Annotated in this window: 12 protein-coding genes; 3 read left to right on the top strand and 9 right to left on the bottom strand. The window is 57.5% G+C overall.

Annotated elements, in window-relative coordinates; genetic code table 11:
- Positions 1–25 precede the first annotated feature (25 nt).
- The 7 genes from ACZ5AL_RS03110 to sufB all read right to left on the bottom strand — a co-directional run bounded on the left by ACZ5AL_RS03110 (position 26) and on the right by sufB (position 9,068).
- Positions 26–2,899: a sigma 54-interacting transcriptional regulator gene (locus tag ACZ5AL_RS03110; RefSeq protein ID WP_464512114.1), complete on the bottom strand. Its 2,874-nt coding sequence runs from the start codon at positions 2,897–2,899 to the stop codon at positions 26–28.
- Positions 2,900–2,985: 86 nt separating this feature from the next.
- On the bottom strand, positions 2,986–3,312 hold the full coding sequence (locus tag ACZ5AL_RS03105; protein ID WP_464513266.1) for a DUF59 domain-containing protein: 327 nt from the start codon (positions 3,310–3,312) through the stop codon (positions 2,986–2,988).
- Positions 3,313–3,448: 136 nt separating this feature from the next.
- Positions 3,449–3,898: a SufE family protein gene (locus ACZ5AL_RS03100; RefSeq protein WP_464512113.1), complete on the bottom strand. Its 450-nt coding sequence runs from the start codon at positions 3,896–3,898 to the stop codon at positions 3,449–3,451.
- Positions 3,899–3,934: 36 nt separating this feature from the next.
- Positions 3,935–5,179 carry an aminotransferase class V-fold PLP-dependent enzyme gene (locus tag ACZ5AL_RS03095; RefSeq protein ID WP_464512111.1) on the bottom strand — a complete coding sequence of 415 codons (1,245 nt, stop codon included), beginning with the start codon at positions 5,177–5,179 and terminating at the stop codon, positions 3,935–3,937.
- Between the two features lie 109 nt (positions 5,180–5,288).
- Positions 5,289–6,623: a Fe-S cluster assembly protein SufD gene (gene sufD, locus ACZ5AL_RS03090; protein WP_464512110.1), complete on the bottom strand. Its 1,335-nt coding sequence runs from the start codon at positions 6,621–6,623 to the stop codon at positions 5,289–5,291.
- Positions 6,624–6,707: 84 nt separating this feature from the next.
- Entirely contained in the window at positions 6,708–7,475 is a 768-nt protein-coding gene (gene sufC, locus ACZ5AL_RS03085) for a Fe-S cluster assembly ATPase SufC (protein WP_464512108.1), read from the bottom strand.
- Positions 7,476–7,607: 132 nt separating this feature from the next.
- Entirely contained in the window at positions 7,608–9,068 is a 1,461-nt protein-coding gene (gene sufB, locus ACZ5AL_RS03080; RefSeq protein ID WP_464512107.1) for a Fe-S cluster assembly protein SufB, read from the bottom strand.
- Positions 9,069–9,325: 257 nt separating this feature from the next.
- Here sufB and ACZ5AL_RS03075 point away from each other — a divergent pair, with 257 nt between their 5' ends.
- Entirely contained in the window at positions 9,326–9,658 is a 333-nt protein-coding gene (locus tag ACZ5AL_RS03075; RefSeq protein ID WP_464512105.1) for a HesB/IscA family protein, read from the top strand.
- A gap of 375 nt (positions 9,659–10,033) precedes the next feature.
- Here the strand turns inward: ACZ5AL_RS03075 and groL are convergent, their stop codons facing one another.
- Positions 10,034–11,710, bottom strand: coding sequence for a chaperonin GroEL (gene groL / locus ACZ5AL_RS03070; protein WP_464513265.1), 1,677 nt, complete (start codon positions 11,708–11,710; stop codon positions 10,034–10,036).
- An 82-nt stretch (positions 11,711–11,792) separates the two neighbouring features.
- Positions 11,793–12,083, bottom strand: a complete 291-nt coding sequence (gene groES, locus ACZ5AL_RS03065; protein WP_464512104.1) for a co-chaperone GroES — start codon at positions 12,081–12,083, stop codon at positions 11,793–11,795.
- Positions 12,084–12,256: 173 nt separating this feature from the next.
- On the opposite strand from groES, the gene ACZ5AL_RS03060 reads away from it, so the two are divergent.
- Together ACZ5AL_RS03060 and ACZ5AL_RS03055 are read left to right on the top strand one after the other, a co-directional pair.
- Positions 12,257–12,742, top strand: coding sequence for a DUF2085 domain-containing protein (locus ACZ5AL_RS03060; RefSeq protein ID WP_464512102.1), 486 nt, complete (start codon positions 12,257–12,259; stop codon positions 12,740–12,742).
- A gap of 137 nt (positions 12,743–12,879) precedes the next feature.
- Entirely contained in the window at positions 12,880–17,283 is a 4,404-nt protein-coding gene (locus ACZ5AL_RS03055) for a T9SS type A sorting domain-containing protein (protein WP_464512101.1), read from the top strand.
- The last annotated feature ends 105 nt before the right edge of the window (positions 17,284–17,388 follow it).

Here is a 17,388-nt window from a genome sequence, read left to right as displayed (position 1 = left end):
AGGTCAGCGTACTACATCAGTAAGATTACGAGGAGGCAACAACCGCCTGAGCATCTATATCGAGACGTTTCATCTTCTTGTATAGTCCCTGTCGGGAAATGCCGAGCGTATCGGCGGAGGCGGAGATATGGCCATCGTGAGCACGCAGCACATGCTCAATAGCGGCTTTTTCGGTTTGAGCCAAGACGCCGTCAAGCGACGCTTCGTTATTCAGAAGTGCGTCGTAGGGGTGTGTAGCAGGGGGTTCTGTTGACTGGCTCTCACGAATGGGTGCCGAAAATACGTCGAGCGTAAGATGGGGGGTCGGTTCGTTTCGGACGGCCATGAAGGCGCGTTCAATTTCGTTGCGGAGCTGGCGCACGTTGCCGGGCCACTCATATTGCATGAGGGCATCGAGGGCTTGCTGAGTAATGGTGGCCAGCGGGGTTTGAGGCGCGCGCAGTGTGTTGAGGAGGTGACGTACCAGCACCGGAATGTCTTCGCGGCGGTGGCGCAATGATGGCATCTGCAAGGTAATGATGCCGAGTCGGTGGGCAAGTTCTGGGCGCATAGCGGTTTCAGGAGGCGCGTCATCGGGCCACGGAGCGGTGGCTAACAGACGCACATCTACATGACGACACGAGTCGCTTCCAACCGGAAACATGCAGCCCGTATTTAGCATCCGCAGCAATTGATCTTGCACGCTGCGAGGAATCCGATGAACGGCCTTAAGCAACACCGAGCCGCCATCTGCCTGATCAAAGACGCCCGGTGTATACATCCCGTTTTCGATCCGTCCAAAAAGGTGAGCGGCCCATTCGTGCTGCTGTAGCGCGCCGCCCTCTACCGTATGAAGCGGGTGGGTTCGGCGTTCACTCACGGCGTGCACTGCCCGTGCGGCAAGGGCTTTGCCTGCACCAGGTTCGCCGGTAACGAGCACTGGGCTATGACTGGCGTGCACGCGCTGGATGTGACGTTTTAACGTTTGCATCGCAGTGCTTTCAGCGATGAACGCATCTGGGAAGCGAACAGACGAAGACGCGACCGAGGAGGCTCCGTGAGAAGATGGTACGCGGTCGAGCGCCATAAGCACCACCGGCAGGCGGATCGTTATAGCACGCGATAGGTCGGGAATCGGAGCCGTTGTGTGGAGCGTCAGTTTCAGGCGCGGCTCTTCTGTGGTGGGATATGAGAGGGTCGTTGTGGTATCGGTATCGGTGTGTCCTATGTCGGCCACGCGGCAGGCAGCACGTGCGTGACGCGGTCGGTACATGAGTTGGAGGCCACGCACGTGGTTATCTGCTTGAAGAAAGTGGCTGCACGCGGTGCCAATACTGGCATGGGTGGGCGCGCTTTCGGCACACGCACGGGCCAAGTGGCCCAGCCGTTGGTAGAGCGGGGTGTGGTCTGCCGCAGGCGTAGAAGCTGCAAAGCGTCGCCGCGCGCGGGCCGCCTGAGCTGCTTCGTCGGGACGCCGCGCATTGGTGAAGGCATCCGCAGCCTCATTCAAGGCATCGGGCAGCTCCAGCGGAGGTGCATTGAGATGGTCGGCCGGAGATATCGACGCAAGCGTCGCCTGGGCGGCAGACAAAGAATCACCCATCAAGAGATAGGTGTCGCGGGCTTGCAGATAGCGCCGCACTGCGTAGGAAGCCGACTCGTTATCGTCGATGCTGTGGGCGGCGAGCGTTGCTTCGGTGTGCATCCACGACGCGGCAAAGGGAAGCACCGACCGATAGCTGTCGTATGATTCGGCACGTTGCATATAAGTTCGCGCCAAATCGCTATCGTCGCAAGCAAGGGCCCGTTGTGCGTGGGCCAGCAGCGCGCGCAGCTGATTGCCCTGATGTCCTGTTTCACGCGCATTCTGGTAGGCACGTTCGGTCCACTGATTGGCGGTACTACGATCGTGCGCTCGGTGGGCAACCTCAGCGCGCAGGAGAGCCAAGTGCGACCGGTGCAGCCCGTGGGGCAACCGGTCGGCTCGTTCGATGACGGTACGCAATCGTTCGCGGGCGGCATCCAAATTACCCATACGCAGAGCAAGACGCACACGTAACGAGTGAAGGTGCACCTCGCCGAGCGGATAGTCGCGCATTGCATGCAGCGCATCGTCGAGGCAGGCCCGAGCCTCGCTCCACTGACTCGCACGCATGAGGGCTCCGATGTGGGCGTGGTAGGCGGCCAGGAGTGGATACGGGCGGCAGTTTGTGGTGCCTTGAAGCCGCGTTTCGGCAGTGGTGGCGCGCTCTACGATCACATCGGGGGCGGCCCCCTGATCGTACGCCAGCGCCGCCTCTTGCGCCTGCGCGTGCCCCACCCAGCGCGATTGCTCTAGCGAGTGCGCCGTTTCTTTGAGCTGTTCAACATGCTGCGTGGCTTTGTCGTAATGCCCCTGAAACCGAAGCGCTGGAACTTGCAAATCGTGCAGCCAAAGACGTCCCAGAGCATGCTGCTGATGCGTACCCAACGCCTGCGCCTCGTCAAGCGTGTGACGCATCAAGTGATACTCATCCAGCGCAAAGTATGCCTGTGCACGTCCTATCAAAACCCAATAGCGTCCGGGCTGATGCAGCACGCTCTCGAACAACCGTTCGGCAGCGTCGAGGCGCGCCAGGGCGCGGGCAAGCACGTCTTTGCTAGTCCCCTTTAGCACATCCACCCATCCGTTCCACAGAGCGACCTCGGCCCGTGCACGCGTTGGTGCGTGGTTCAACTCGGTGTGCTGAGCAGGAAGATGTGTTTGCGCGGCATTGGGATCAAGACGTGCTGTGCAAAGCACTTGGGCCCACAGTGCATGCAAGCGCAGCGTTCCCGGCTCTGCATCGGAGTCGAACTCTGCACTGGATTGCTCGATTAACGGCTCCACCATGCGCACGACATCCCCAACCCGCCCCTCGGCGAGCAGGTGGGTGGCCATGGCAAGAGTGGAGGCGTATTTCACGGCGAGCAAACAAGGAGGTCATGAACGAGAACACTCACGTTGGAGTCGGAGGGTACGGTGCATTACATAAAGCCCAGTTCAAGCTGCGCCTCTTCCGACATCATTTGGGGCGTAAACGGAGGATGAAAGCTGAGTTCGAGGTACACACTCTTCACGCCATCGACGAAGCGCACAGCGTCTTCCACCTGCCCGGGAAGAATGCCAGCGGCTGGGCAGTTGGGCGCTGTGAGTGTCATCAGCACATCGACATGCTTATCGTCGTGGATGTCGATGTTGTAGATGAGGCCAAGGTCGAACACGTTGACGGGGATCTCCGGATCGTAGATCTCAGAGACCGCATCAACGATCATGCGATAAAGCTGGGTATGCTCCTCCGGATCATCTTGCATGTGTGCAGGAACCACGTCGGGCACTTCCAACGAGCGGTTGTCATCGAGGCGCGGATCCTCTGTCTCGCTGGCCGTTTCGTTGGCGGCTTCGTCGGTTGGTTGGGCGGCAGTGTCAGACATAACGGTATGTAGGATCTTAAGATGAAACAGCGTCGGAGTTAGCAGCCCGCTCTATGGCTTCGGCTCGTTCACGAATCTGCTCGATCATGGCGTGCAGTCCGTTGTTGCGGGTTGAAGACAGGTGCTCGCGCATCCCAATGTCGTTGATAAATGACAGATCGGCGTCGCGTACTGCTTCGGGCGGTTGGTCGTTAAGTACGCGAATGAGCAGGCCCGCAAGGCCCTTAGTAATCATTGCATCGCTGTCGCCATCAAACTGCATGTGGCCATTGTCGAGGTCGGTATGAATCCACACCTTCGACTGGCAGCCGTGAATACGATTAGCATCGTGCTTCAGTGCCTCATCCATCGGCGGCAGGTCCTTGCCAATTTCAATAAGGTACTCGTAACGTCCCATCCAGTCATCAAAGAGGGCAAAGTCGTCTACGATGCGTTGCGCGCGGTCGTCAATTGTATCGGTAGCCATCGGGATCAACAAAATGAGCAAAAGAGTGAAGGCGGGCTATCCGAACATGTGTTGAACGCGATCGAGGCCTTCCACGAGGCGATCTACGTCGTTGCGGGTGTTGTAGAGGGCAAACGAGGCGCGGATGGTGCCGGGAAGGTCGAGTCGCTCCATGAGCGGTTGTGTGCAGTGATGCCCGGTGCGTACAGCAATGCCCAAGCGGTCTAAGATGGTTCCAGCGTCGTACGGATGGGCATGGTCGAGCACAAACGAGCACACGCTGGTCTTGTGGGCAGCTGTACCGACGAGGCGCAGTCCGGGTATCGCCTCCAGCTGTTCGTGGGCGTACTGCAGGACCTCATCTTCATGCGCCTGCATCGCATCGTAATCGATCTGCTGCAAAAACCGAGCAGCAGCGCCCAATCCGATGACGCCAGCAATGTGCGGCGTGCCCGCTTCCAGACGGTGCGGCAGATCAGCGTACGTTGTGCCATCGAACGACACCTCGTCGATCATGTCGCCTCCGCCGTGATAGGGCGGCAACTCCTCGAGCAGTTCACGCTTGCCGTACAGCACACCGATCCCAGTGGGACCAAACATTTTGTGGCCCGAAAAGGCATAGAAGTCGGCATCGAGCGCTTGCACATCCACTTCAAGGTGCGCAATGGATTGCGCGCCATCCACTACGACCGGTACGCCGTGTGCGTGAGCCGTATCTATGATAGCTTCAATCGGATGGATGGTGCCGAGCGCGTTGGAAACGTGTCCGATGGCAAGCAAGAATGGCTCTTCGGCCAGAAGCTGTTCACCGGCCTCCATGTTGAGCGAGCCATCGTCGTTTATCGGCCACACCTTGAGCGTGGCTCCGGTTGCTTCGCAGGCCATCTGCCACGGCACAATGTTGGAGTGGTGCTCCATGTGCGTGACGACCACGGTATCGTCGGGACCAAGCTGGGGCCGTGCAAACGTCTGGGCCACCAGGTTGAGCGATTCGGTGCAACCGCGTGTGAAGATGATCTGCTCGGTAGCGGGTGCATTGATGAGGCGAGCCACCTCGGCACGGGCCTCCTCGAACGAGTCGGTGGCATCTTGACTTAGCTTGTGCACGCCCCGGTGGACGTTGCTATTCTCGCGGGCGTAGTAGCGCTGCAGGCGATCGAGCACCGGCTGCGGCTTCTGCGTGGTAGCCGCGTTATCCAGATATACGAGAGGCGTATCGTCGTCATACACCGACTGCTTGAGCGCGGGAAATTGATCGCGCATAGCAGCTACGTCAAACCGAGGAGCAGTAGATACAGACATGAGCAAAAGAGGGTTTAACGTCGGGAAAACAAGTCGGTGCGTAAACCGCAAACCGGAACGCGTGCCCTGCAGGCCCACGCTCCGGTATAACGGATGACATCAGACCGGGTTACGCAAAAGAGCGCAGGCGGTCTTGTACGCGGGTTTCGATGAGCGCTTTGAGCGGCTCAATCTCTACCACATCGATAACGTCTTGGGCAAACGCCTGCATCATGAGGATGCGGGCGCGGTCCTCATTCAGTCCGCGCGAGCGGAGGTAGAACAACCCTTCTTCGTCGATCTGACCGGCGGTGGCGCCGTGGCTGCATACCACATCATCGGCATAGATCTCCAGCTCCGGCTTGGTGTAGATGTCGGCATCATCGCTCAGCACCAGGCTATCGTTTGACTGGTATGCGTCGATGCGTTGCGAGTCGCGATGGACAAACACCTTGCCGTTGAAGACCGTGGTAGACCGATCATTCAGAATGTGCTTGTACAGCTCGTTGCTTTCGCAATCAGCGTGGACGTGATCGACGAGGGTGTTGTTGTCCACATGCATATCGCCATACCCCAGAACCAGCCCGTACAGGTTCGTTTCGCAATGGGCTCCAGCGGGGGTAAGCGTAAGGTTGTTACGGACCACCTCGCCATCGAAGACGAACGTATCGGTTGAAAGCACGCTCTCTTCTTCGTGGTAGCCGAAGCGGTTCGTAACCTGTGAGGCCGCGTTGTGCTCTTCTTGCAGCACGTAGTGATCGAGGTAGCCGCGCGCGCCCACGTACATTTCGGTGACGCTGTTGGTGAAGGTACGGGCCTCCGAGAGGCTCACCTGCCGCCCAATAATGTGGGCTTTGGCATCGTCTTCAACGACAAACAGATGACGTGGCTGCATCAGCAGGTCTTGCTGCGCTGCATTCACGTGCAGAATCAAAAGCGGCTGCTCTACGGTGGTACCGGAAGGTACATGCACAAATGCGCCGTCTTGAGCAAACGCTGTGTTGAGCGCGGTGAGGGCCTGCTCCTCCACGTTGGCATATTCGCCATAGTGCGCTTCAAACGCCGGATGGTCGCCCGACTCAGCGAGCGGAGCCACCGTAACATCGGCAGGCAAATCGTCGAGACGCGAGAGCGACAGGTCGGGGCGCCCGTTCACCAGAACGAGTAGGTGCACGTCCAGGTCATCAATCAGAAACGGCGCAAGGTCATCGGCCGATACGTCGGGACGAGCAGGCGCCAGGGGAAGCGCGTACGAACGGTCGAGCACCGTGGCGATGTTGGTGTACTTCCACGCTTCTTGTTTGCGTGTGGGAACGCCCAGCTCTTTGAATCGGGCGATGGCGTCCTCACGATGGCGTGCCACCGAGGTGTTTGCGCCATTGAGCGCCTGCCCGTGGTTCACCTGAAAAGCCGAGACGAACCGGTCGATGGGTTGGGCGCTGGTATCGAGGGTAGTGGTAGACATAGGAATGCGGGATACGTTGCGAATCAGCGAGACAAAAGGGCGGCGGCCCACCGTGCATGGAAAGCAACCGTGGGCCGCACAGGATTACACCGCTGCCGGTTCGCGACGGAAGCGCTCGTAGCCCTCTTCTTCGAGGCGGAGCGCCAAGTCCTTGTCGCCCGACTCTGCAATGCGGCCATCCACCATGACGTGTACGTGGTCTGGCTCGATGTAGTCGAGCAGACGCTGGTAGTGCGTGATGAGGATGAACGCTCGGTCGTCAGAGCGCAGCTTGTTTACCCCGTCGGACACTGTGCGCAGCGCATCGATGTCGAGGCCCGAATCCGTTTCGTCGAGCACTGCGAGGGTTGGCTCCAGCATAGCGAGCTGGAAAATCTCGTTGCGCTTCTTCTCGCCACCGGAAAAGCCTTCGTTGACCGACCGCTTGGTGAGGCTGGGATCCAGATCTACCAGCTTGGCGCGTTCGCGCACCAGCTTCAGAAAGTCGGCAGCACCCAACTCCTCTTCACCACGCGCTTCGCGCACAGAGTTGACCGCCTCGCGCAGGAAGTTCGTCATGCTCACGCCCGGCAGCTCAACCGGGTATTGAAACGCGAGGAAAACGCCTTCTTCGGCGCGCTCTTCAGCTTCAAGGTCCAGCAGGTCTTCGCCTTTGTACGTGACGGATCCGCTGGTTACCTCATACTCTTCGCGGCCAGCCAAGATGGCAGCCAGCGTGCTCTTGCCCGATCCGTTCGGACCCATTACAGCGTGAACTTCACCGGCGTTCACGGTGAGATCTACGCCTTTCAGAATTTCGATGTCTTCGCCTTCAACGCCAACGTGAAGGTCTTTAATTTCAAGCAGTGCCATGTGGTATTTGTGGTTTCAATGATACGAAAAAACAGGGGGTACACAGATGCATGGCCGGGAGGAGCCAGGGGGACGCCGGGGTGCGACTCCTCCCGTTAGGCCATGCAAGGGGGTATTAGGTCGAAGGGGAAGCTATCCGACGCTGCCTTCAAGTTCGATAGCAAGCAGCTCTTTCGCCTCTACCGCAAACTCCATAGGCAACTCTGCCAGGATCTCTTGGCAGAAGCCATTCACGATCAGCTTGAGCGCTTCTTCTTCGCCCAGACCGCGCTGGTGACAGTAGAACATCTGATCCTCGCCGACCTTCGAAGTGGTCGCTTCGTGCTCCACCTTGGCCGAAGGGTGGCCGATCTCGATATACGGGAAGGTGTGTGCGCCACACTGGTCGCCCAGCAGCAGCGAATCGCACTGCGAGAAGTTGCGAGCGCCCTCCGCATTCTTGCCAACCTTCACCAGTCCGCGATAGCTGTTGTTGCTCACACCCGCGGAGATCCCTTTCGAGATAATGGTGCTCTTCGTGTTTTTGCCGATGTGGTGCATCTTCGTGCCGGTGTCGGCCTGCTGATGCCCCTTGGTGAATGCCACCGAGTAGAACTCCCCGACGGACTCGTCGCCCTTCAGGATAACAGACGGATACTTCTGCGTGACGGCTGAGCCGGTTTCGAGCTGGGTCCAGCTGATCTTCGAGCGGTCGCCTTCGCAAATACCCCGCTTCGTCACGAGGTTGTACACGCCGCCCTCACCATCTTTGGTGCCTGGGTACCAGTTCTGAATGGTAGAGTACTTGATCTCGGCATCTTCGTGGGCGATAAGCTCTACCACTGCGGCGTGCAGCTGATGCTCCTGATTCATGGGTGCTGTGCAACCCTCCAGGTAGCTTACGTAGCTGTCTGGCTCGGCAATGATGAGCGTGCGCTCAAACTGCCCGGTGTTCTGTTCGTTGATGCGGAAGTAGGTTGACAGCTCCATAGGGCAGGTAACACCCTCGGGAACGTAGACGAACGAACCGTCGCTGAAGACCGCCGAGTTGAGAGCAGCGAACAGATTGTCGGTGTACGGCACCACACGCCCGAGGTACTGCTTCACAATCTCGGGATGCTCACGGGCAGCTTCACCGAACGACATAAAGATGACGCCGGCCTCCTTCAGCTTCTCTTTGAAGGTGGTGGCCACCGACACGCTATCCATGACGGCATCCACCGCGACGCCGGTGAGCGCTTTTTGCTCTTGAAGCGGAATGCCCAGACGCTCAAACGTCTCGAGAATCTCGTCAGGCACCTCGTCAAGGCTCTCATAGTTGGCCTTTTCCTTTGGCGCCGAGAAGTAGCGCATATCCTGAAAATCAGGCTTCACGTAGTCGAGATGGGCCCAATCCGGATAGTTGCCCGCCTCTACCTGGCTTTCAAAGTACCGGAATGCTTTCAGACGCCACTCAAGCAACCATTCCGGTTCTTTCTTGCGCTCAGAGATGTAGCGGACGATATCCTCGTCCAGCCCTTTGGGAAGCGTCTCGCTCTCGATATCGGTGCGCCAACCATGCTCATACTCCTGGTTGGCCACACTTTCGAGATATTCGGTTTCGGAAGTACTCATGGGGCGTTGGGGTCCGTAATCGTACAGGGCGCGAAGGGAGAACAACAGCGTAAACCCAGGTTTACACTTGTTGCTTGTCATGTAAACTCGCGATTACAACCTCTACAATAGGAGGGCGTTCCGGCTTTTCCGCGGCGCGTTGCCATTTTATTGCAGTTTGACAGGGCGGCGCAGCTCGCCCGACAAGAAACCTGCAAACAGCGAGACAGGTACATGCATCATGCCCGTATTTTGCAAACCAAACTGCTGTGTTGGCTATGCAGATCGATATCACGGAACGTGCTCAAAACCAACTTCGCACCGTTGCGCAAGAGGAATCGGTGGATGTTAGCGATACGTATTTGCGCATCGCGGTAGTCCCCGGAGGCTGTTCTGGCTTGACCTATGACTTGGGGTGGGATACGACGCTGCAAGACGAAGACACACAGCACCAGGTCAATGACATTGCGGTCATCGCTGATGCACGCAGTGCACTTTATCTTGACGGCTCGGAGTTGGATTTCACCGATGGGCTAGATGGCGACGGCTTTCATTTCGCGAATCCGCAAGCCTCACGTACCTGCGCCTGCGGCGAGTCGTTCGGGGTGTAGAGACGTGATAAGAGGCTCTTCCAACTGCGCTTCTTTCAAGGTGACAACGTCTGAAAGGAAGAACAGAATCAAGAACCCTCACTCACCGAATACCCGTCGCGGTGTACAACCGGCATGATCTTTGGCCCCTCCACATCGCCGCGAAGCCATGGACACGTTGTGCTCTTTAGCTGTTGCTCGTGTTCACAACATCGCTGGCGCATACGCCTTTTCCAGAAAACGTGTGTCCTTGATAGCGACGTAGAGGAGCTGTAGATCACACCTCTGGTGTGCTTACTCAATCGGACAAAAAAAAGCGGCGACGCCCCGAATGTGGAGCGTCGCCGCTTGGCGTTCAGCGTTGTGTTACGCGCAGTGTGCGCGAAACGGGGTGCGTTACATCATGCCACCCATTCCGCCCATTCCGCCCATTCCGGCAGGCATTCCACCGCCGCCAGCGGGGGCACCGCCGCCACCGCCGTTGTCGTCATCTTCAGACTGACGATCCGCGATCACGGATTCGGTGGTTAGCAGCAGTCCGGCAACCGACGCGGCGTTCTCAAGCGCGCTACGCGAGACCTTCGTCGGATCCAGCACGCCTTGCTCCAGCAGCTGTCCGTACTCTTCGGTGCGGGCGTTGAAGCCGAAGTCGCCTTCGCCCTCTTTCACACGCTGCACCACAATCGAGCCTTCCATGCCTGCATTCGAGGCAATCTGGCGGAGCGGATCTTCGAGTGCGCGGCGCACAATCGAGATACCGATCTCCTGATCTTGATTCTCGACATCAAGGTTATCGAGCGTATGGAGCGCACGCAGGTAGGCTACGCCGCCACCAGGCAGCACGCCTTCTTCAACGGCAGCGCGTGTGGCGTGCAGCGCATCTTCTACGCGGGCTTTCTTCTCTTTCATCTCCGGCTCGGTCGCAGCACCAACTTTCAGTACCGCTACACCGCCCGAGAGCTTCGCGAGACGCTCCTGCAGCTTGTCGCGGTCGTAGTCGGAGGAAGAGTTATCGATCTGCTGGCGGATCTGGTTGGCGCGCGCATTGATCTGCTCCTCAGCACCGGCACCGTCCACGATCGTCGTGGTATCTTTATCGATCGTGATGCGGTTGGCCTGCCCGAGGTAGTCGAGCGTGGCGTTTTCGAGGCGATAGCCTTTCTCCTCACTGATGACGGTGCCACCGGTGAGTACGCCAATGTCTTCGAGCATGGCCTTGCGGCGATCGCCAAAGCCAGGCGCTTTCACGGCTGCAACCTTCAGCGTGCCGCGCAGCTTGTTCACCACGAGCGTGGCAAGCGCTTCGCCTTCGATGTTCTCCGCAATGATGAGCAGCGGCTTGCCGGCCTGCGATGCCTTCTCGAGGATCGGCAGCAGGTCCTTCATGTTGCTGATCTTGTCGTCGTGGATCAGCACATAGGCGTCTTCGAGGACCGCCTCCATTTCGTCGGAGTCGGTGACGAAGTACGGCGACAGGTAGCCACGGTCGAACTGCATGCCTTCCACGACTTCGAGGTACGTCTCGATGCCGCTGGCTTCTTCAACCGTGATGACTCCATCAGTGCCTACGCGGTCAAACGCATCGGCAATGAGCTTTCCAATCGCATCGTCATTGTTGGCCGAGATCGTGGCGACCTGGCTGATGCGATCTTTGCCTTCAACCGGGTTGCTCTGCGTGTGCAGATCTGCCACGATGGCTTGCGCTGCCGCTTCAATGCCGCGCTTCAGATCCATCGGGTTCGACCCAGCCGTCACGCTCTTCAGACCTTGCGTCATGATGGCCTGGGCGAGCACGGTCGCGGTGGTGGTACCGTCGCCGGCTACGTCAGAGGTCTTCGAGGCGACCTCTTTAACCATTTGCGCACCTACGTTCTCGAGCTTCTTCTCCAGCTCGATTTCCTTCGCTACCGAAACACCGTCTTTCGTAACGGTGGGCGCACCAAAGGATTTTTCGATGACGACGTTGCGGCCTTTCGGGCCAAGCGTCACTTTAACAGCACGAGCAAGTTTGTCAACGCCTTCTTTCAGCGCGTTGCGCGCCTCTGCGTCAAATACAATTTGTTTAGCCATAATTGGATGGTTGGTTTAATAGTATGGTGGAGTGCGAGACACGAACTGCAAACCTCCACGATGAGGCTGCAGCAACGAAGGGAAGTTAGTCTTCCACGACGCCGAAGATGTCGCTCTCACGCATGATCAGAAAGTCTTTTCCGTCGAGCGTCACCTCGGTGCCCGAGTATTTACCGTACAGCACTTGGTCGCCTTCATTAACGGTCAAATCAATCTTGTTGCCGTTTTCTACGCGACCGGGGCCGATGGCCACAACAGTGCCTTTTTGCGGCTTCTCTTGGGCCGAATCGGGAATGTACAGACCGCTATCGGTCTTCTCTTCTGCAGGTTTGGGCTCGACCACAACGCGGTCGCCCAGAGGTTGGATACTTGCCATAATCAATCCCTCCGTGATAGTGAATAGTAAGGCGTTCAGTACAAATCAAATTGTTATTAGCACTCGGGCGTGCCGGGTGCTAACAATTCCATAAGGCTGAACCTGACGCCTCCTTGGGTGTTCCGTTTTCCCCTCCCTTTAAACGTAAGATCACATGGCACGCTACCTGTAACATGCCTCCATCATTTGACACTAGATCACGTGCCTATTGGGGGTGGATGGGGCTGCAAGGCGCGGCGTTTATCCTGCTGCTTTTCGCCTTGGCTCCCCCTTGGCTACCCACCCACCTGCAGGCCGTGTTCATGCAGGCATTCGCCCCATTTTGCCACCAACTGCCCGCTCGTATGCCGCACATCGACGGAGCAGCCCTGGCGGTGTGCGACCGCTGCATCGGGATCTACAGCGGGGCCGTCATTGGGGTGGCGATAGGAGGATGGTGGGGATTGGTCCGACGCACCCTTCGTCCGCTTTCCGCTGGATGGCTCGCAGTGGGCGTCCTTCCCGCACTGATCGACTGGATCGGGCCGTGGCTTGGACTCTGGACAAACATCCCGCTCTCGCGTGCGCTCACCGGGGTGGTGCTGGGCACAGCGGTCGGACTGTTTCTCGTGGCTGCGCTCATGCCTCTGCACTCCTCTCAGCAGCACACCAATTCCTGATTTTTGCTTGACATTTAGTTATTGATTCCTTAACAATGTCAATGTAAGCGCTTACATCCACCGTGTAGCTGCTCCGTAGGCGCTGACATCCACCAATGAACGATTGAAGCAGGGTACTAATGAAGCACACAATACAAATGTCAAAAATAATGACCGTGCTAAGTAAAGCGGCGATACTGTTTCTGCTTGTAGGTATTTGGACTGTGCCGGTGCAGGGGCAAGACTTTATTCTGGGAGAAGACGATGCAAGCGATGACACGTATGATTCCAGTTGGGATAACAGCGACAATGGCGGATTCGGCTTTGGCGACTGGGGTCTACAAGACGACGGCGACAATTCAGGCCACTTCATCGGCGATTCGCGCAGTTTGGCTCCAAACGACAACGGCGGCGATATAAACACCGCTGGCGAGGCCTTCGGCATGTTTGGACATAGCAATCAGCTTTCACAAGCCTTTCGAGACCTGCCCCGCGCTCTTGAGGAGGGCGATGTGCTAACGTTCGATATTGCGGTCAACTTTCGAAATGGAAACAAAGGGTTCAACCTGCGAGACTCCAACGGAGACTTTATCGCTAACTTTAATGTCGGGAACGACGCCTATACCTTGTTCGGAAATGACCTGTTTAATAATGACTACAGCGAAGAAACGGTCTTTTCCTTCACTTTTGAACGTGACGAGAACAACGACCTCGCGTGGCAAGTCGACCGTAGCGGAGGTCTGGGCGGGACTGAATCGGGCACGAACACAACCATCGACGCTGGCGGCATTGCCCAAATCGAGTTCTTTGTGGATGACACCACCAACGATGATGAAAGCAACCTCTTCTTCAACAGCCTACAGATGACCAATACCGAGGTCATTCGCAGTGTTAACGATGGCGATTGGAATACGCCCAGCACCTGGAGCACAAACGAAGTACCTGGCGCAGGCGATGAAGTGATTATCTCCAATGGTGACGTTGTCACACTGGACACCGACGCCACCATTCGCGCGATAGAAATTGAAAGCGGGGCCACGTTCACGGGCAGCGATGGCACCACTCGCACCCTCACCCTCACCGATGATGACACGGGGGCACTCGCTACGCGCAGCGAGGCCACCTTCACCAACAACGGCACCTTCGATGCCAGCACAGGTACCCTCACGTTTCAGGAGACGGCGACCCTCACCAACAACGGCCCCTTCAATGCGGGAACCGGCACCCTCATGTTTGATGCAGATGGTACGCTCACCAACGAGCTCACGCTGTATGACATCGAGATCGCCGGAGCCGTAAATCTCGGGGGATCTACCATCGAAAACAGTCTGCAAATCAATCCTGGCGGCTTCGCGAGCAGTTCCCCGGTGTATGGCAGCGGCACAACGCTTATTTACGATGTCAGTGCACCGTATGACCAAACAAACGAATGGCCATCCGCTGACGAACCCATAACGGTTCGCGTTGAGGGCGGCACCACGCTGAACCTGCAGGATAACCGCGGCACCACCACGCTCAACGTGGAGTCCGGGGCCGAAATCAACCTTGGTGCCCAGGAACTTACCATTCGCGACAGCGGCACGCTTGATGTCGCCGGAGACGGCACGTTCACCGCTGAAACCTCCACCGTCATTCTTGCAGATGATGCTGGGCTCTCTACTTCAGAACTTACGTTCTACAACCTGCAAATCAACACCGCACAAGACCTCAGCGACCAGACGATCACAAACACCCTCACGCTGAACGGCAACAATGCAGCAATTGCCGATAACGGCACGCCCACCTACGAGACTGCCACGCTGGCATATGCTCAAAACAATACTATCACGGTTAGTGCGGATGAGTGGCCCGAAAACGACGGCCTCCTCCGCGTACAGGTACTCGGCACGACCGATGTTACACTCAATGATTCGCGTACACTCGCTGGAACCGGAGATCGTGCTCTCAACATTGACGAGAACGCAACGCTCACCGTGTCTGAAGACCATACCCTCGCTGTGGGAAACGGCGTTGGTGGTACCGCCGCTGGTGATGGCACATTCGACGTAGAGGGTACTTTTCAGATTAACGAAAATGGATTTACATTGCTGGAGCCCAACTATGGGAATAATGCTACATTGCGGTACAACACCGGCAATGTATTTGAACGTGCCGATGAGTGGTCCAATAACTCCGGACCCGGGTATCCCACCAATGTGCAGATCGCAGGCGGCACAACTCTGGACCTGGGCGCCAACGACGGGGAAGACACAGAACGCGAAATGGCCGGATCTCTCACCATCGAGGCGGGCGGTACGCTCACGATGAACGAGACAGGGAACGAAATGACCGAAGCGCTTGTCATTCTCGGCGATCTTGATATCAAATCCAATGCAACGCTCGAACTCTCCAGCGAAATCGGGGGCGACCTCCGCCTCTTAGGCGACTGGACCAATGCGGGCACCTTCGCAGCTAACGATCGGGCGGTCTTCTTCGCAGGAGCAGGCAACCAGAACATTGTCAACACCTCATCCAGCGAACTGCTTGAAATCCCGTTTGTCATTCTTGATAAAGCGAACGCTACCGACCGCGTCATTCTTGATTCGGATATGGAGATCGCCGGGCTTCTCACGCTAACCCGCGGCGTACTTGATGTGGACGCGACCAACCGCACCCTAACCCTGCCCTCCACCGAAACCCAGTCGGCCTTTATCACAGGAAGCGCAGATGGCAGCGTCGACGGCGATGTGACGATGGAGCGCTTCATTGGAAAAAGCGACAACGAGTCCCACTTCCGCTTTCTGACGACGCCGTTCGAAACAAAAATTGACGACGCGGGCGCTTCGGACAACGATCGGAATCTACTCTCGAATGTGTGGACCCAGTCGGCTGGCAGTGGTGGCAACGCCACGAACGTCAATGACAATCAGATCTCGGTGTATGACTACAACGAAAGCGTCAATGTCGATGAAACCCGTCAAGAGGGATGGGAACCGATCGCTGATCTCGATAACCCCGTATCGCCCGGCACGGGCATTCTGACCTTCCTTTTCCAGAACAACTTAGGAGCCGGTCCCAGTGGATTTCCGGTTACGCTGTCGGTAACCGGACCGGTGTCGACGAGTGAAACAGACGGTAGCGATGCCGGTCCCACTGTCACGTTTACTGGTAACAACACCGACTCAAATGAGAACGGATGGAACCTGGTTGGGAATCCATTCGCCGCGCCCATCGACTGGGAAAGCATCTCACCCAACACGACCAACATCGACGCCACGGTCTACGTGTGGGATGCTAACTCCAATGGCGGCGATGGTGGCTATGTGACGTATACGGAAGGTGAAGCCGACACCGATGCTCGCGTCATCGCCCCCTTCCAAACCTTCTTTGTGAAGGCCAACGAAGATGATCCAAACCTTCCAATTACATCCAACGACAAGGAGATTAATGTAGACGATCCGCCTGCTCTCCAACAAACGGTTACGCGTCCCGGCCTCACGCTCGAACTGCGCGCCACCGACGGCAGCCGCGCCGAAACGGCCAGCGTCCGGTTCTCGCCCGACGCCAATTCCGGCAAAGATCGCTTCGATGCCTACCAGCTTGGCTCGTTCGCTACTGAATACGCCCAGGTGGCCTTCACCATAGAAGAGACCGATGCGCTGTTTACCCACCGTCACTTGCCCCTTCCTGATACACAAGTTGAGTTGAACCTCGATCTTGACATCACCGCGGAAGCTGACTACGAACTGGCTGCTAAACGCCTTGAAGACATCCCGGCAGACTGGAACGTGACCCTCGAAGATAAAGACACAGGTGCCTTCTACAACCTGCGTGAAGGGGAATACCCCACGTTCACGAGTCCAACAACTGATGCATCGAACACAGTCGCTGACTCCAATCAAGAAGCGGCAGATCCATCCACTGCGCATCATCCGACGCCCACCGTGGCAAGTGCCGCAGAAACAAATAGCGGAGACCTGCCCAACCTCCGCCTGCATGTGGGCCCCGAGGCCCCGCTGCCAGTGGAACTGTCGGAGTTTACCGCTTCAGTCGATCAGGAAACAGCAACCCTTGCATGGGAGACGGCCTCCGAATCCAACAATGCAGGCTTTTATGTGGAGCACCGTGCTTCGGATGCGGATGACTACAGCGACTACACCTTTGTGGAAGGCGCTGGCACCACCGATGAACCGCAGACGTATCAGATAGCCATCGACGATCTGGAGTTGGGTGTGCACACCTTTCGCCTCCGTCAGGTGGACACCGATGGCACGACCACGCACCACGACCCGGTGGAGGCCGAGGTGACCCTCGCTGAGCCATATCGTGTGGATGCGCCCTATCCCAATCCGGCACACGCCCAGGCGACGCTCGGCTTTGCTGTGCAGGAGGCGCAGTCGGTTACCGTTACGCTGTATGACGTGGTGGGGCGCCGCGTGCAGACACTCTACGAAGACACTCCCACCCCCGACCGCCTCGAAACGCTGCAGGTACCTGTAAGCACGCTCTCCAGCGGTGCCTACTTCGTACGTGTGCAGGGCGAGAACTTCACCGAAACCCGGCGCCTAACGGTGGTGCGATAACCATACGATTGCGAAACTGTGTGGAAAGCCTTATCCTTCATCGCATTAAGGGCCCGCTTTCTTCCCCGTTCCACCAGCTACTGCTGTGTCATACATGAATGTTAT

The organism is Natronotalea proteinilytica (assembly GCF_055379935.1).
The sequence above is the reverse complement of the archived record's forward strand: the minus strand, read 5'-3'. Positions and strand labels throughout refer to the sequence as shown.

Coding starts and splice junctions, on each gene's coding strand:
- sufC (WP_464512108.1), bottom strand. CDS start 7,475: ATGGCACTGCTTGAAATTAAAGACCTTCACGTTGGCGTTGAAGGCGAA.
- ACZ5AL_RS03095 (WP_464512111.1), bottom strand. CDS start 5,179: ATGTCTGTATCTACTGCTCCTCGGTTTGACGTAGCTGCTATGCGCGAT.
- ACZ5AL_RS03105 (WP_464513266.1), bottom strand. CDS start 3,312: ATGCAAGATGATCCGGAGGAGCATACCCAGCTTTATCGCATGATCGTT.
- sufB (WP_464512107.1), bottom strand. CDS start 9,068: ATGAGTACTTCCGAAACCGAATATCTCGAAAGTGTGGCCAACCAGGAG.
- sufD (WP_464512110.1), bottom strand. CDS start 6,623: ATGTCTACCACTACCCTCGATACCAGCGCCCAACCCATCGACCGGTTC.
- ACZ5AL_RS03055 (WP_464512101.1), top strand. CDS start 12,880: ATGTCAAAAATAATGACCGTGCTAAGTAAAGCGGCGATACTGTTTCTG.
- ACZ5AL_RS03100 (WP_464512113.1), bottom strand. CDS start 3,898: ATGGCTACCGATACAATTGACGACCGCGCGCAACGCATCGTAGACGAC.
- ACZ5AL_RS03075 (WP_464512105.1), top strand. CDS start 9,326: ATGCAGATCGATATCACGGAACGTGCTCAAAACCAACTTCGCACCGTT.
- ACZ5AL_RS03110 (WP_464512114.1), bottom strand. CDS start 2,899: ATGGCCACCCACCTGCTCGCCGAGGGGCGGGTTGGGGATGTCGTGCGC.
- ACZ5AL_RS03060 (WP_464512102.1), top strand. CDS start 12,257: ATGCCTCCATCATTTGACACTAGATCACGTGCCTATTGGGGGTGGATG.
- groES (WP_464512104.1), bottom strand. CDS start 12,083: ATGGCAAGTATCCAACCTCTGGGCGACCGCGTTGTGGTCGAGCCCAAA.